This is a genomic window from Bradyrhizobium sp. ISRA442 (assembly GCF_038085055.1).
Taxonomy (GTDB): Bacteria; Pseudomonadota; Alphaproteobacteria; order Rhizobiales; family Xanthobacteraceae; genus Bradyrhizobium.
In genome coordinates this window covers 214,849-228,613 of the sequence record NZ_JALGCN010000011.1, presented here as the reverse complement: position 1 = coordinate 228,613, position 13,765 = coordinate 214,849, and the positions used below count along the sequence as shown (strand labels likewise).

At 66.1% G+C, this 13,765-nt stretch carries 10 protein-coding genes and 1 pseudogene; 4 read left to right on the top strand and 7 right to left on the bottom strand.

The window, feature by feature from the left end; genetic code table 11:
* Positions 1-31 precede the first annotated feature (31 nt).
* The 5 genes from MTR72_RS23740 to MTR72_RS23720 form a co-directional block, all read right to left on the bottom strand.
* Positions 32-769 (bottom strand): hypothetical protein, encoded by a 738-nt coding sequence (locus tag MTR72_RS23740; RefSeq protein ID WP_341511158.1) that lies wholly within the window; start codon positions 767-769, stop codon positions 32-34.
* Positions 770-878: 109 nt separating this feature from the next.
* A complete protein-coding gene (locus MTR72_RS23735) occupies positions 879-2,243 on the bottom strand; it encodes a sigma-54-dependent transcriptional regulator (RefSeq protein WP_341511157.1) in 1,365 nt (454 codons plus the stop codon).
* Positions 2,228-3,682, bottom strand: a complete 1,455-nt coding sequence (locus MTR72_RS23730; protein WP_341511156.1) for a sensor histidine kinase — start codon at positions 3,680-3,682, stop codon at positions 2,228-2,230. The genes MTR72_RS23735 and MTR72_RS23730 overlap by 16 nt, the downstream gene beginning before the upstream one ends.
* 35 nt (positions 3,683-3,717) lie before the next feature.
* Positions 3,718-4,158, bottom strand: coding sequence for an EamA family transporter (locus MTR72_RS23725; RefSeq protein ID WP_341511155.1), 441 nt, complete (start codon positions 4,156-4,158; stop codon positions 3,718-3,720).
* Between the two features lie 209 nt (positions 4,159-4,367).
* A complete protein-coding gene (locus MTR72_RS23720; RefSeq protein WP_341511154.1) occupies positions 4,368-6,845 on the bottom strand; it encodes a PAS domain-containing hybrid sensor histidine kinase/response regulator in 2,478 nt (825 codons plus the stop codon).
* Between the two features lie 306 nt (positions 6,846-7,151).
* Between MTR72_RS23720 and MTR72_RS23715 the strand changes: the two are divergent.
* The 4 genes and pseudogenes from MTR72_RS23715 to MTR72_RS23700 all read left to right on the top strand — a co-directional run.
* Positions 7,152-7,497: pseudogene (locus MTR72_RS23715) on the top strand (putative zinc-binding metallopeptidase); the annotation flags it as partial.
* Between the two features lie 179 nt (positions 7,498-7,676).
* Positions 7,677-9,692, top strand: a complete 2,016-nt coding sequence (locus MTR72_RS23710) for an acetyl/propionyl/methylcrotonyl-CoA carboxylase subunit alpha (RefSeq protein WP_341511153.1) — start codon at positions 7,677-7,679, stop codon at positions 9,690-9,692.
* Between the two features lie 153 nt (positions 9,693-9,845).
* Positions 9,846-10,712, top strand: a complete 867-nt coding sequence (locus tag MTR72_RS23705; RefSeq protein WP_341511152.1) for an isocitrate lyase/PEP mutase family protein — start codon at positions 9,846-9,848, stop codon at positions 10,710-10,712.
* Positions 10,709-11,008, top strand: a complete 300-nt coding sequence (locus tag MTR72_RS23700) for an acylphosphatase (protein WP_280970402.1) — start codon at positions 10,709-10,711, stop codon at positions 11,006-11,008. The genes MTR72_RS23705 and MTR72_RS23700 overlap by 4 nt, the downstream gene beginning before the upstream one ends.
* 45 nt (positions 11,009-11,053) lie before the next feature.
* Here MTR72_RS23700 and MTR72_RS23695 read toward each other — a convergent pair whose 3' ends face one another.
* Both MTR72_RS23695 and MTR72_RS23690 read right to left on the bottom strand, forming a co-directional pair.
* Positions 11,054-12,574 (bottom strand): PAS domain-containing sensor histidine kinase, encoded by a 1,521-nt coding sequence (locus tag MTR72_RS23695; protein ID WP_341511151.1) that lies wholly within the window; start codon positions 12,572-12,574, stop codon positions 11,054-11,056.
* A 221-nt stretch (positions 12,575-12,795) separates the two neighbouring features.
* A complete protein-coding gene (locus tag MTR72_RS23690; RefSeq protein WP_341511150.1) occupies positions 12,796-13,650 on the bottom strand; it encodes a LysR family transcriptional regulator in 855 nt (284 codons plus the stop codon).
* Positions 13,651-13,765: the final 115 nt, after the last annotated feature.

Below are 13,765 nucleotides of genomic sequence, written 5' to 3'. Positions count from 1 at the left end.
CTTTTCTTTCTCGGTTGGTTGAACGGACGCATTAGCTGCGCGGGGGCGGAGGAGGTGGAAGACCAGGGCCGGGCAGGGGCGGAGGCGGCGGCGGGCCGCGCCGGTCGGGACCATCCGCGGGACCGCGGGGCGGCCGCGGGCCGGCGAGTTCGCTCATCTGCTCAGGCGAGTTTCCGATCGCCTGCACGTCGACCACTCTGCCGAGTGGCGTGTCGAGGATGCCGCCGCGCACCGAGACGGGTTGACCCTGCCGCAACCAGTCCTGCAGACGTTCAGCCTCCGGCGGTGGGAGGCGCAGCACTGTGCCGTCCTCCAGCAGCGCGCCGTTGACTTCGCCGCGCTTGCCGTGCAGCGGCGCGGCGATCCTGCCGTTGATCATCTGGTCCTGACCGCGATCGCGCCGGTCAGGCGGGCCGCTGTCGACGACGCTGCGGCCTGTGGTGACATTGGTGATCGATGCGGCATCGACCAGGGCCACCGCGCGGGCCCGCAGGCCGCGGATCGAGACCTGATCGCCCGGGTGGATCGAGAAGACCGTTTGTGCTGTCAGATGCGGCGGCAGCTTCACCTCGGTGCCATCGGTCAGGATGATGCCATCGACGTCGCCGCGCGGTGTCAGCGTGTATTGCTTGACCGTGCCGCGCGACTCCGGAAGCTGAGAGGAATCCCATATCGGGCCTGTGGTCTGCGCGTAGGCGGCCGCATTGGCGCCGATCGCCGTGGTGGCGAGCAGCGCATATAACGGCCATCGCATGCGTGCTGTTTTCATGCAACAACTCCTTTCGATTTCGCGACGATGTCGCTTGGCCATGCTTGAGCAAGCGATGTGCCAGTCGCGAGATCGTTGATTTCAAAGGAGTTGTTGCAAGGTGCCGGGGTTATTCGTCGTCTTTGCGGACACGGTCCGTCAGGTTTTCTGACGCCTCCGCCGCAATCCCGTAGCGCTGCATCTTGGTGTAGAGAAGCTGGCGGTTGATGCCGAGTCGGCGCGCAGCTTCCGTCCGGTTGCCATCGCACGCAGCCAGCGCGCGCAGGATCATCGTCTTCTCAAGCTGCGCGACTGCGGCCGGAAGGTCCGCATCGGGAGGGGAATCTGGCGGCTGCACGTCGGCGCGGCTGGTGTCGATGTCGCCGGGCCCGATCACGTCGGACCGGGTTAGGATGTAGGCACGCTCGATCACATTGCGAAGCTCGCGGACGTTGCCGGGCCAGCCATGACGCTGCAACTTCTCGATCGCCGCGGCGTTGAGCCGCTTATGCCATCCGCTTGGCGTGGCAACACGGGCAAGGAAGTGCTCGGCGAGCGGGACGATATCCGCCGCGCGCTCGCGCAGCGGCGGAATCGCAATGGGCAGGACGTTGAGCCGGTAGTAGAGGTCTTCGCGAAACTCCTTCGCCGCGACGAGTTTGGCAAGATCGCGATGGGTGGCAGTGATGACGCGCGCGGTGGTGCGCACCGGCTTGCCACCCACGGGGGTAACGACCTGCTCTTGCAGGGCGCGCAGGATTTTCGCCTGCATGGCAAGCGGCATGTCGCCGATCTCGTCGAGGAACAGCGTGCCATTGCCGGCGTCGCGAAACGCGCCGGCCCGGTCTGCGGTCGCGCCTGTGAAGGAGCCCCTCACATGGCCGAACAATTCGCTCTCGAGCAGGTCTTCGGGAATGGCCGCGCAATTGACCGCGACGAACGGATCATCCTTGCGCTTACCGTAGATGTGGAGTGCGCGAGCCACCAGCTCCTTGCCGGTGCCGGTTTCACCATGGATCAAGACGATCGCATCGCTGTCGGCAGCGAGCCCAATCGCCTTCTGGACGCTGCGCATCGCCTCGCTCGATCCGATCAAGCTGTCGCCGGCCTCGCGCGCGGGTACCAGGATCGAATGCGCGCGTTCGGGCAGGCGCTTCAGTAGCGCCTTCAGCTCCTCGCGGCCGATCGGCTTGCTGAGATGATCGAAGGCGCCGAGCCTCATGGCTTCGATCGTGTTCGCGGCGCTGGCAAACGCCGTCAGCACCACGACCGGCGGCGCATCGCGTTCCGACCGGATTCGACGCAGCACCTCGATGCCATCCATGCCGCCGGGCATGCGCAGATCGAGCAGCACAGCGTCGACGTCGTCGCTGAGCGCGGCAAGGCCCTCCCGGCCGGACGCCGCCACGCGAGGGGTATGGCCAAGATCGGTCAGCGCTTCGGCGAGACCGTCGCGCAGCGCCGCATCGTCATCGACAATCAGGATGATCGCCATGGCACCTCGATCTCGAACGTCGCGCCGCGTGGGGCCGGCACGAGCCGTGCTTCGCCGTCATGATTTCGCGCGATCTCGCGCACAATGGCAAGACCGAGCCCGGTGCCGTCCGGCCGTCCGGTGACGAACGGTTCGAACAGGTGTTCGCGCAGCTCGGCGGAAATGCCGGCACCGGTATCGGCAACCCGCAGCACCAGGCTGCCATCCCGGCGGCGGGCGTCGACCGCCACGATGCCTCCGGGCGGGCAGTTCTGGATGGCGTTGAGGATCAGATTGTCCAACGCGCGCTGCATCTGAAAGGGGTCGAACCGTGGCAACTCCCGGCACGCGCCTTCGGTTCCCGCCGTTATGATCAGGTCCTTGGCGGCCGCGAGCTCGCGATGGGCGTCCAACGTCCTTTGGATGAAGGACGCAAGATCGACGTCCGTGAGCTTCGGCTCGTGCGCCTGGGTCATATCCAGCAAATCCCGCAACAGAAGATCGAGCCGGTCAACCTGTTGCAGGATGGTGCTGAGAGCCGCGTTGCTGCGTGAGCCGTCAGCGACGGCGAGCGCGTTCTCGGCCTTCAAGCGCATTGCTGCGATCGGATTGCGAATTTCATGCGCAAGGCCGGCCGACAGGCGGCCGAGCGCGGCGAGCCGCTCGGCGCTCGCGGCGCGCCGGCGCTCGAGCGAGAGACGCTCGCCGGTCGCATTCAAGGCATCCACCAGCCGATCGAGCTCGGGCGTGCCGGTACGCGCCAGCTTCGGCAGGTCGACCAGACCGTCCCGCCGGTGGTCAAGCTCGCTCTCGATCAGCGCGATGTTGCGCGACCACGTGTAGAGCAGTCGGGCGAGCCAGAGGGCCGATCCGAAGATCGTCAGGGCCAGAACCATGAGGCCGGCCAGCAACTGCGTGTATGCGGGTCCCTGCGCGGTGAAGACTCGCGTCATGGTCCAGCCGGTGGCGCCTTGCAACGGGCCGCGCAGCGGGCACGCATGCACGATGAGGACCTGGGATCGGCCGGCTTGCTGGATCGATGCGGGGCGCCCGGAGCGCAAGGCCTCGGAGTTGACCTCGCGAATGGTGTTCTGCTCGGCTGCCGGCAGATCGGTCTTCGGGCCGGTCCCTTCGTAGGTCGGAAATGCGTAGGCAAGCGAGCCGGCGTCGGCTTGCCAGATTCCGCCTTCCACACCGGCCGCGCCGGCGAGAGCGGTCTGGGTCACACCGGTCAGCTCGCCTTTGAGCCGATCGTCGATCGGCCCGCCAGACCAGCCCGCGACAAAGAATTGATAGCGGTCGGCGAGATCGCGGCAGGCGCGGGCGACGAGTTCCTCGGACCGCGCCAGGCGCGCATTGGCGGTCTGCTGAAATGACTCGAACAGCAGGTAACCGGTCGCAATGCCGGAGACGACCAGCATGATCCACAGAGCCAGCAGTCGGAAACGAAGAGAGCGCATCGCTGCGTCCTGTGACTTGTCGCCTGATCAATACCTCAAAATTTTATCGCCAGCAGCACCGCGCCGGCGCCGATCATGGCGATGCCGAGCCAGCCCTGCGCGGTCGGGCGCTCGCCGAGAAAGGCGAAGGCGAAGAGGGCAACCAGGACGACGCTGAGTTTGTCGATCGGCGCCACCAGCGTCGCGGGACCGAGCTTCAGCGCACGGAAATAGCAGAGCCAGGACGCGCCGGTCGCAAGTCCCGACAGCACCAGGAATAGCCAGGTCTTCGACGAGATCGCCGAGGGCACGGCAAACTGGCTGGTGAGGAACAGCAGCACGGAGAAGGCGAGCAGCACCACGATGGTGCGGATGAAGGTCGCCAGATCCGGATTGATGTTCTCGACGCCGACTTTGGCAAAGATCGCGGTCAACGCGGCAAAGCAGGCCGACAGAAACGCCCAGGTCTGCCAGGCGGAGAGGAGGGCGGGTTTCACGGGTGGGTATCCGATGCGGTGGCTGTTCAGCGGTCGTTATGCGGACGACTGCAGCCTAAACTCAGGTGTCGTCCCGGCGAAGGCCGGGACCCATACCGCGGAATCTCCCTTGAGGCACGCGCGTCGTCGTTCTTCGCCAAACACAATCCTGTGGTTATGGGGTCCCCGGCCCCCCGTGCGCAATTGCGCACTAGGCCGGGAGGCTGCACTCACCGCACAACCGACAGCTTCTCCGTGATCGCCTTGCGCAGGATCCGCGACAGCGCTTCCACCGAATACGGCTTCTGGATCAGCTCGAAACCGCGGTGGGCGTTTTCGGCGAGAACATTGCTGTAGCCGCTCGTGAGCACGACGGGCAGGCCCGGATAGCGCTCGCGGATGATGCCGGCGAGCTCGACGCCGTTCATCCCGGGCATGATGACGTCGGAGAAGACGAGGTCGACGGCGAATTCGTTCTCGCTGAGGATTGCCAGCGCCGCATTGGCGTTGGCGACGCGGCGTACGACATAGCCGAGGTCTTCGAGGAGCTCGGTGGAGAAACGGCCGACATCGTCATTGTCCTCGACCACGAGCACGCGGTAACCGCGCCCAGTGGTTGCGGCCTCGCTGGTCAGTGCTGCGGCTTCCCTCTCCCCGGCAGGGCTCTGCGCCTGCGGCAGATAGATGGTGAAGGTCGCGCCGTGGCCTTGCGTGCTCGTCACCTCGATGTCGCCTTCGGACTGCTTTGCGAAGCCGAAGGCCTGGCTCAGGCCGAGCCCGGTGCCCTTGCCGACCTCCTTGGTGGTGAAGAACGGCTCGAAGATGGCGTCGATGTTTTCCGGCGCGATGCCGCTGCCGGTGTCCGACACCGAGATCGCGACGTAGTCCCCGCCGCGCGCCGATTGCGCGCGCAGGCTCGGAATGCCCAAGACCTTCCGGACCGCGATGGTGAGGCGGCCTTCGTCATCCATTGCATCGCGGGCATTGATCGCAAGGTTGATCAGTGCGATCTCGAACTGGGCGATGTCGGCCACGGTGAAGCAGTCGGCGTCCGTGATCTCCACCGCGATCTCGATGCGGCCGCCGACCAGCGGCCGGACAAGCTGCGCCACGCTCTCGACCTGGCTGCCGACATTGAAGATCTGCGGCTTCAGCGGCTGCCGGCGGGCAAAGGCCAGGAGCTGGGCGGTCAGCTTGGAGGCGCGCTCGACGGTCTCGGAGATCGCATCGACATAGCGGCGGCGGCGCTCCTCCGGCAGCTCGCGGCGGCGCAGGAAGTCGGTCGCGGATCGGATAATGGTGAGGAGGTTGTTGAAGTCGTGCGCGACGCCGCCGGTGAGCTGGCCGATTGCCTCCATCTTCTGCGACTGTCGCAGCGCCTCCTCGCCGCGCCGCCGCTCGGTGATGTCGACGGCTTCCGGCACCGCACCGGAAATGTTGCCGTGGCGGTCGAGCACGGGGCGCATGCCGAACTCGAAATCGCGCTCGCCGACGGGAAGACGCAGGCGCATCTCCAGTCGTACGGCTTCGCCTTTGAGCACGGTGTTGAAGGCCTCGCGCACGATGGTGCTCATGCCCTCCGTGGCGGTGAACCAGGGCGTCTCCCAGAACGGCTTGCCGATGACATCGCGTACCTCGGCGCGGATGCCGTCGAGCGCAGTCCGGTTGGCGTAAACCAGCTCGCCTTTGAGATTGACCAGCCCCTGATACTGGTTGCTCGTCTCCAGGATCGCGCGCAGCCGCGCCTCGTTGGACTCGAGCTCTGCGGTGCGCTCGGTGATGCGCTCTTCCAGCGTCTCATTCAGCCGCCTCAGCTCGATCTCGGCCTGCTTGGCCGCGGTGATGTCGTGGGCGACGCCGATGAAGCCGATGTGCTTGCCGGTCGGATCCCAGCGCGGCTGGGATTCCGAGCGCAGCCAGCGCCACTCGCCATTGGCATTCTTGTAGCGCGCTTCCAGCACGAAGGGCTTGAGCGACGCCTCGCCCTGGACCGATTGCTGCAGCACGCGCGGCAGGTCGTCCGGATGCAGCACCTTGCGCCAGTCGAAATCAATGGCCTGGTCGTAGGGCAGGCCGACGAAATCGACATAGGCCTGGTTCGCGAAGGAGCGCTTGCGGTCGAGCTTGGTCACCCAGATCGGCACCGGCGCGCTGTCGGCGATCAGCCGAAAGCGCTCCTCGCTCTCGCGCAATGTGGCCTGGGCCAGCATTTGGTCGGTGACGTCGAGGTCGGCGCCGACCAGCCGCACCGCGCGGCCGCTCGCATCGCGGTCGATCTTGCCGACAACACGGATCCAGCGCACCTCGCCGTCGTTGGGGCGGATGATGCGGTACGTGTCGGAATAATCGTCGCTCTCGCTCTTGAGGGTGCCGAACAGCCGCTTGATCGTGCGCTCGCGATCCTCGGGATGGATTCGCTGCATCCAGTCGCCATAGGTCTCGTTGGCTGCCTCGGGCGGCAGACCGTGGATCAGGAGATATTCGGGCGTACGCCGGTTCTTGACGCCGTCACGGAAGTCAATCTCAAGCCCGCCGACGCCGGCGATGCGCTGGATCCGCGCGAGCTCCGCCTCGCGCTCCTGGAGCGCACGATAGGCGTTGTCGCGCTCACGCGCGATCTCCTCCAGGTGCTGGCGCAGCCTTTCGGCGGCGATGGTCTCGGGCAAGGTGTCGTTCAAGGCATTGGCCGTTGTGATGCGGGTGCGCACGTGCCGGGCCGATCTTCACACAGACGGGGCGGGATGACCATTGCTCAATGGGAGAGTGCTTAAGGAAAGGATCCGTCGCTGTCGGCGTATCGCGACGTCAGATGGGGAAGGCATGAACGGCCGGCAACGCCGTGTTTGGCAATTTGTTCCGGAGACCGGAACGATCGGGCCTTCGGATGCGTCGTCGCGGGACGCAACAAGCGCGCTCTCGCAAGACTTCGTTTCAGGAGAGGCTAAATCTTGAAGCTCTCTGTCAGGCCTGCGGCAACATCCTCTATTTCGAGAACCGGCCATCGGGGTCGCCTTGGCGCGCCGCCGGACGGGCAGCAGACCCATGTGTCGGCCTACGCGACGATGCACCCCTGGGAGGACTTTGCTGAGACCTTGGCGAACGATCTCCACTTCGTCGACACGCTGGAGGTGGCTGCGCAATTCGGCATGGAGGTGCGCCGCAAGGTCGACCGCGACGGGGAGTTGACGGCGCCATCCGTTTCACCCCCTATGAGGCCAGAGACGTCCAGGCGCTCGTCAGCGCATGGCTGCCCTTCTTCGCCATCAACAGCGTCAACCGGACAATCGGCCTGTGGTGGTCGCCAAACGCGGCTTTGCGAATAGCCTCGTGCGGGGCATGGCCACGGCCGGGAAGCCATAGGGGCGGTCCGCAAGACCTCGCCGGGCCCCGTTCGGTCTTGCGCTGGTACGCTAGGGGCGCGGATTTAGACCGTTGCCTCCGGCCCATTTTGCTGTACCACGACAGGCATACGGCCCGTCCCGACCGGCCCGCCACCGGCCCGGGAGGGGTCCCGCCCAAGGACGAAGCTCAAGAAGAACATGTTCAAACGCATTCTGATCGCCAATCGCGGCGAAATCGCCTGCCGGGTCATCAAGACTGCCCGTCGGATGGGAATTCAGACGGTTGCGGTCTACTCCGAGGCCGACCGCGATGCCCTCCATGTCGAGATGGCCGACGAGGCGGTGCTGATCGGCCCGCCGGCTGCGGCCGAGAGCTATCTGGTGATCGACAAGATCGTGGACGCCTGCCGCAAGACCGGCGCGGAAGCGGTGCACCCCGGCTACGGCTTTCTGTCCGAGCGCGAGGCGTTTCCGCGCGCACTGAAGGAAGCCGGCCTTGTCTTCATCGGCCCGAATCCCGACGCGATCGCGGCGATGGGCGACAAGATCGAGTCCAAGAAGGCCGCGGCGAAGGCCAAGGTTTCCACCGTGCCCGGCTATCTCGGCGTCATCGAGGACGACCGGCACGCGGTGCGCATCGCCGACGAGATCGGCTATCCGGTGATGATCAAGGCCTCCGCCGGCGGCGGCGGCAAAGGCATGCGCATCGCGCATTCGAAGGCCGAGGTCGCCGAGGGCTTCAACCTGGCCAAGGCCGAGGCCAAGGCCTCGTTCGGCGACGATCGCGTTTTCGTCGAAAAATTCATCGTCGATCCCCGCCACATCGAGATCCAGGTGCTGGGCGACAAGCATGGCAACGTGATCCATCTCGGCGAGCGCGAATGCTCGATCCAGCGCCGCAACCAGAAGGTCATCGAGGAGGCGCCGTCGCCGCTGCTCGACGAAGCCACCCGCCGCAAGATGGGCGAGCAGGCGGTCGCGCTGGCGAAAGCCGTGAATTACGACTCGGCCGGCACAGTCGAGTTCGTCGCCGGGCAGGACAAGAGCTTCTACTTCCTGGAGATGAACACGCGCCTTCAGGTCGAGCATCCCGTAACCGAGCTCGTTACCGGCATCGATCTCGTCGAGCAGATGATCCGCGTCGCCGCCGGCGAGAAGCTTACCATCGCGCAGAAGGACGTCACTCTGACGGGCTGGGCGGTGGAATCGCGCCTCTATGCCGAAGATCCCTTCCGCAACTTCCTGCCCTCGATCGGGCGCTTGGTGAAATACCGGCCGCCGGCGGAAGCGAGCAGGGACGGCATTACCGTGCGCAACGATACCGGCGTGCAGGAGGGTGGCGAGATCTCGATCCACTACGATCCGATGATCGCCAAGCTCGTCACGCATGCGCCCTCGCGCGCCGCCGCGATCGAGGCACAGTCAACCGCGCTCGACGCCTTCTACGTCGATGGCATCCGCCACAACATCCCGTTCCTGTCGGCGTTGATGAGCCATCCGCGCTGGCGCGAGGGAAGGCTGTCGACTGGCTTCATCGCCGAGGAATTTCCGCGCGGCTTTGCGCCGCATGCGGCTGCGGGCGAGGTCGCCCGCCGGATCGCGGCGGTCGGCGCCGCCATCGATCACGTGTTAGGCGAGCGCAAGCGGCAGATCTCCGGGCAGCTCGGCGGCCGGATTGTGCAACGCGAGCGGCGCCGCGCGGTGTGGCTCGACCGTGACGAGATTCTGCTCGAGGTCGGCCGCGAGGGCGATGCCATCGTGGTGCGCTTCCTCGACGCCGAGGGCAAGGCCGGCAATGCGCATCTGTTGCAGTCGTCGTGGAAGCCGGGCGATCCGGTCTGGCAGGGCACGATCGACGGCCACATCATCGCGGTGCAGACGCGGCCCATTGCGAACGGCGTCCGCCTCGCGCACCAGGGCGTCGAGGTGCCGGTCTATGTCTGGACCGAAGCGGAAGCGGCCTCGGCGCGACTGATGCCGGTCGTCACGGCCTCCGATACCGGCAAGAAGCTGCTCTGTCCGATGCCCGGCCTCGTGGTCTCGATCGTGGTGACCGAGGGTCAGGAGGTCAAGGCCGGCGAGACGCTCGCGGTGGTCGAAGCCATGAAGATGCAGAACGTGCTGCGCGCCGAGCGCGACGGCACGGTGAAGAAGATCCATGCCAGCGCGGGCGCCACGCTTGCGGTGGACGCGCTGATCTTGGAGTTTGCGTAGGGCGTGAGTGGGGCTCTCGGGCCCCACAAACTTCGTCATTGCGAGCGCAGCGAAGCAATCCAGACTGCCGCCGCGGAAAGATTCTGGATTGCTTCGCTGCGCTCGCAATGACGGAGTATGTTGCGGCTGCGTCGCGACAGTTGAGAGGGCACCATGGCCTTTCGTTCCCGCCGCGAAAAACTGCGCTCCATCCTGAAGGGCTCGGCCTGCATCCGCCCGGGCTCGGTCTACGACGCGATCTCGATCCGGATCGCCGAGGATCTGGGCTTTCCGCTCGGCATGTTCGGCGGCTCGGTTGCCTCGCTCGCCGTGCTCGGCGATCCCGACATCGCGCTGATCACGCTGAACGAGCTCGCCGAGCAGATGCGGCGGATGTCCCGCGCGGCAAGGCTTCCGGTGCTGGTCGATGCCGACCATGGCTACGGCAATGCACTCAACGTGCGGCGCACGGTGCAGGAGCTGGAGACCGCGGGCGCGGCCGGCCTCACCATCGAGGACACGTTGCTGCCGGCCGCTTTCGGCGAAGCCAGGACGCAATTGATCCCGCTTGAGGAAGGTGTCGGCAAGATGAAGGCGGCGCTGGACGGCCGCAGCGATCCCTCGCTCGTCATCATGGGCCGCACGGGGGCGGCCTCGATCACCTCGCTCGACGACACGATCCGCCGCGCGCAGGCCTATGAGGCTACTGGCGTCGACGCGCTGTTCTTCACCGGCATCAAGTCCCGCACCGAGCTCGAAGCGATCGCGGCGGCAACGCGCCTGCCGATCGTGCTCGGCGGTGCGCCGGACGAGCTGAACACGCTCGACTATCTCGCCGGCCAGCGCGTGCGTATCGCGCTCCAGGGCCACGCGCCGATCGCGGCTGCGACGCAAGCTGTCCATGACACGCTCAAGGCGCTGCGTGAGGGCACGCCGCCGAAAAACCTCAAAGGCCTCGCATCGTCGGACTTGACCGGCCGCGTGATGCGAGAGGCCGACATGAAGGCGCGTAGCGCCGAGTTCCTCGGACTGAAAAAATGAGCCGGGCAATTCTCCAGGTCACGATCCGCGGCCGCGTCCAGGGCGTCGGCTATCGTGCCTGGGTCGAGTACCAGGCTGTCACCAGCGGGCTCGAAGGCTGGGTCCGGAACCGGCGCGACGGCAGCGTCGAAGCGCTTTTTGCGGGCTCGCCGAAGCACGTCGCCGACATGATCGCGCTGTGCCGCCACGGTCCGCCGTCCTCGCGCGTCGACAGCGTCACCAGCGAGACTGCCGGCACCGATGAGCTGAACCTGCGCAGGGCAGGGGAAGCGTTCTCGGTGCTGCCGACGGTGTAGGTGCACTCCATCGCCCGCTTGCGGGGCGAGAAGAAGCAGCAGGCTTCACCGCGGCAGCTTGGCGATCGCCTCGCTGAGCTCGTGGATCTCGTAGGGCTTGCGCAGGATCGGGAAATCGCCACGGACATGGGCGGCAGCGTCGCTGTAGCCGGTGGCGAGCAGGATCGGCAGGCGGGGGTGGACCCGACGCAAATGCTGGGCGAGGCTGAGCCCGTCCATCCTGCCGGGCATCACGATGTCCGAGAACACGAAGTCGACACCGTTCTTCTCCAGCTCGCGTAGCGCAGCTTCGGCATCGGCGACCCGGCGCACATTGTAGCCGAGCTGCTCCAGCAGCCCGGTGCTGACCGATGCGACGTCCGGATTGTCCTCCACCAGCAGCACCGTGCCGCTACCGCGGAACGGAGCCGCCTCGCTCGCTTCCCGCGCCGGCGCGTTGCTCCCGCGCGGCAGGAGTATGGTGAATGTCGCGCCCTTGCCGAGCTGGCTTGAAACCTTGACCGTGCCGCCGGCCTGGTGGGCGAAGCCGTGCACCTGGGAGAGGCCAAGGCCAGTGCCTTTACCGATCGGCTTGGTCGTGAAGAACGGCTCGAAGATCCTGTCGAGTACGTCGGCGGGGATGCCGAGCCCGGTATCGGCAACGCTGATCGCAACGAACTCGCCGACGTGCGGCGGCTCGTCGAGCACGATGTTGCGGGTGCCGATCGTCACCGTGCCGCCGTCGGGCATCGCATCGCGGGCATTGATGACAAGGTTGAGCAACGCGGTCTCGAGCTCGGCGACGTCAGCCGTGATCGGCCAGGCTCCGCGCTCGAAGTCGAAGACGAGACGCACCGAGCTGCCGATGCCGGCGTCGAGCACCTCGCGGATTGCCGCAATGCGCTCGGCGAAATCGATCGTCTGCGGGTTGACGCTCTGCCGCCGCGCGAAGGTGAGGAGCTGGTTGGTGAGTACGGCACCGCGCTTGGTCGCAGTATCGATCGCGGAGATCGCGCGGTGAAGCTTCGCGTCGTTGTGGGTTCCCCGCTTCAGGATGTGAAGGCTGCCGCTGATGATCATCAACAGGTTGTTGAAATCGTGGGCGACGCCGCCGGTGAGCTGGCCGAGCGCGTCGAACTTCTGTGACTCGGCGAGCTGTTTCTGCATCGCCTCGAGCTTGAGCTGCGCATCGCGCCGCTCTGTGATGTCGCGCGTGATCTTGGCGAAGCCGACAAGCTCGCCGTCCTCATAGATCGGATCGATCACGACGCTCGCCCAGAAGAAGGTACCGTCCTTGCGGACGCGCCAACCTTCTTCCTCGTAGCGGCCCTTTTCCCGGGCAATTCGCAGCGCACGGGCGGGCTTGCCGTTGGCCCGGTCGGTCTCGGTATAAAAGCGCGAGAAATGCTGGCCCAGGATTTCCGAGGATGAATAGCCCTTGATGCGCTCGCCGCCGACATTCCAGCTCGTGATGATGCCGTTGGGATCGAGCAAGTAGAGGGCGTAGTCGGCAAGGCCTTCAACCAGCAGCCGGAAACTGCGTTCGCTATCGAACAAGTCTCTCTGCTGATTGGACTTTTTCACCATGCCCTCGACCCTGCGGCAACCCCTGCAAACGCTCCACGGTGGGGGATTGTTCCCGTATCGTGGGATATTTTTAGGCAAATCGCGCGCGGGGTATGCAGGAAGATCCAACGATGCGGATCAGGGGCGACGTCGGGCCGAACAGGGTGCTGAGCCGCGGTTTCGTGTTCAGACACGAGACGCTGCGCAGCGCATTCGAGGCGATCCTGTGAGAGTGCGCGGCGTCAAGTCGTCGCTACGCTTCGGAACGTTGCCGCAATGGTACGCAGCGCCGCCAGTTTTGCGGGATCGCTGACCTTCGAATGCAGCATCACTTTGGAGCTGCCGAGCTTCGGCAGCTTGTGTGCCGGTCCAACGTCAACCAGCCCTGCAGGCGCGATCCGCCGCGCCAGCGGCGCCACTGCAAGTCCGGCAAGCGCGGCCGCGACCACTGCCGTGACGCCGCCGCCAACGAAACGCTCGCGCCAGGCGATTCCCGCCTTGTCGAGCGCGCGTACGGCGATGGCACGAACCCCGCAGGGCGGGGCGAGCGTGGCAAGCGGCAGCGGCTGACCGCGCGGCAGCGTGAAGCGTTTTGCCGCGAACCAGCCGAACGCGTCCTCGGCAAGCTTTTCGCCGCCGCGCCGGCTGCCTTCCTGACGGACGATCACTGCATCCAGCCGGCCCATATCGTAGGCGTCCTGCATCTCGCGCGAGAAGCCGATGGTGACGGCGAGGGTGAGCTGGGATGACATCGCGTGCAGGCGTTCGAGCAGCGGCACCAGCTCGGGGCCCGCGGCGTGGTCGGAGATCCCGAGCGAGAGCGACTGCGCGGCCGAGGCTCCGCCGGACAGCGCGCGGTCATGCGCCTCCATCAGCGCCCGGGCGCGATCGAGGAACGCAGCGCCTTCGGCGGTGAGCCGGACCGCGCGAGGCGAGCGCTCGACGAGGCGTTTTGCCAGCAACGTCTCCAGCCGCTGCAGCTTGAGGCTGACGGCCGCCTGCGTCGTGCCGAGCGCTTCGGCGGCGCGGGTAAAGCTCTGGAGATCGGCGACCAGCAGGAAGGCCTGGACGGTGGCGATGTCGAGTGTGGCTTTCATTACGAAATGTTATCACTGGTACCAATCTGGATAAGATACCAAAATGACGGCGGGCGGTCTAGCTTTCCACCGACGCCGCGCGAAGCCCGCGCGACAGTTCGAGAGGAGAACGACC

What these genes read in the sequence shown, in the direction of transcription:
- MTR72_RS23735 (WP_341511157.1), bottom strand. Translation starts at nt 2,243, where the DNA reads ATGGCGATCATCCTGATTGTCGATGACGATGCGGCGCTGCGCGACGGT.
- MTR72_RS23740 (WP_341511158.1), bottom strand. Translation starts at nt 769, where the DNA reads ATGAAAACAGCACGCATGCGATGGCCGTTATATGCGCTGCTCGCCACC.
- MTR72_RS23705 (WP_341511152.1), top strand. Translation starts at nt 9,846, where the DNA reads ATGGCCTTTCGTTCCCGCCGCGAAAAACTGCGCTCCATCCTGAAGGGC.
- MTR72_RS23695 (WP_341511151.1), bottom strand. Translation starts at nt 12,574, where the DNA reads ATGGTGAAAAAGTCCAATCAGCAGAGAGACTTGTTCGATAGCGAACGC.
- MTR72_RS23690 (WP_341511150.1), bottom strand. Translation starts at nt 13,650, where the DNA reads ATGAAAGCCACACTCGACATCGCCACCGTCCAGGCCTTCCTGCTGGTC.
- MTR72_RS23730 (WP_341511156.1), bottom strand. Translation starts at nt 3,682, where the DNA reads ATGCGCTCTCTTCGTTTCCGACTGCTGGCTCTGTGGATCATGCTGGTC.
- MTR72_RS23710 (WP_341511153.1), top strand. Translation starts at nt 7,677, where the DNA reads ATGTTCAAACGCATTCTGATCGCCAATCGCGGCGAAATCGCCTGCCGG.
- MTR72_RS23700 (WP_280970402.1), top strand. Translation starts at nt 10,709, where the DNA reads ATGAGCCGGGCAATTCTCCAGGTCACGATCCGCGGCCGCGTCCAGGGC.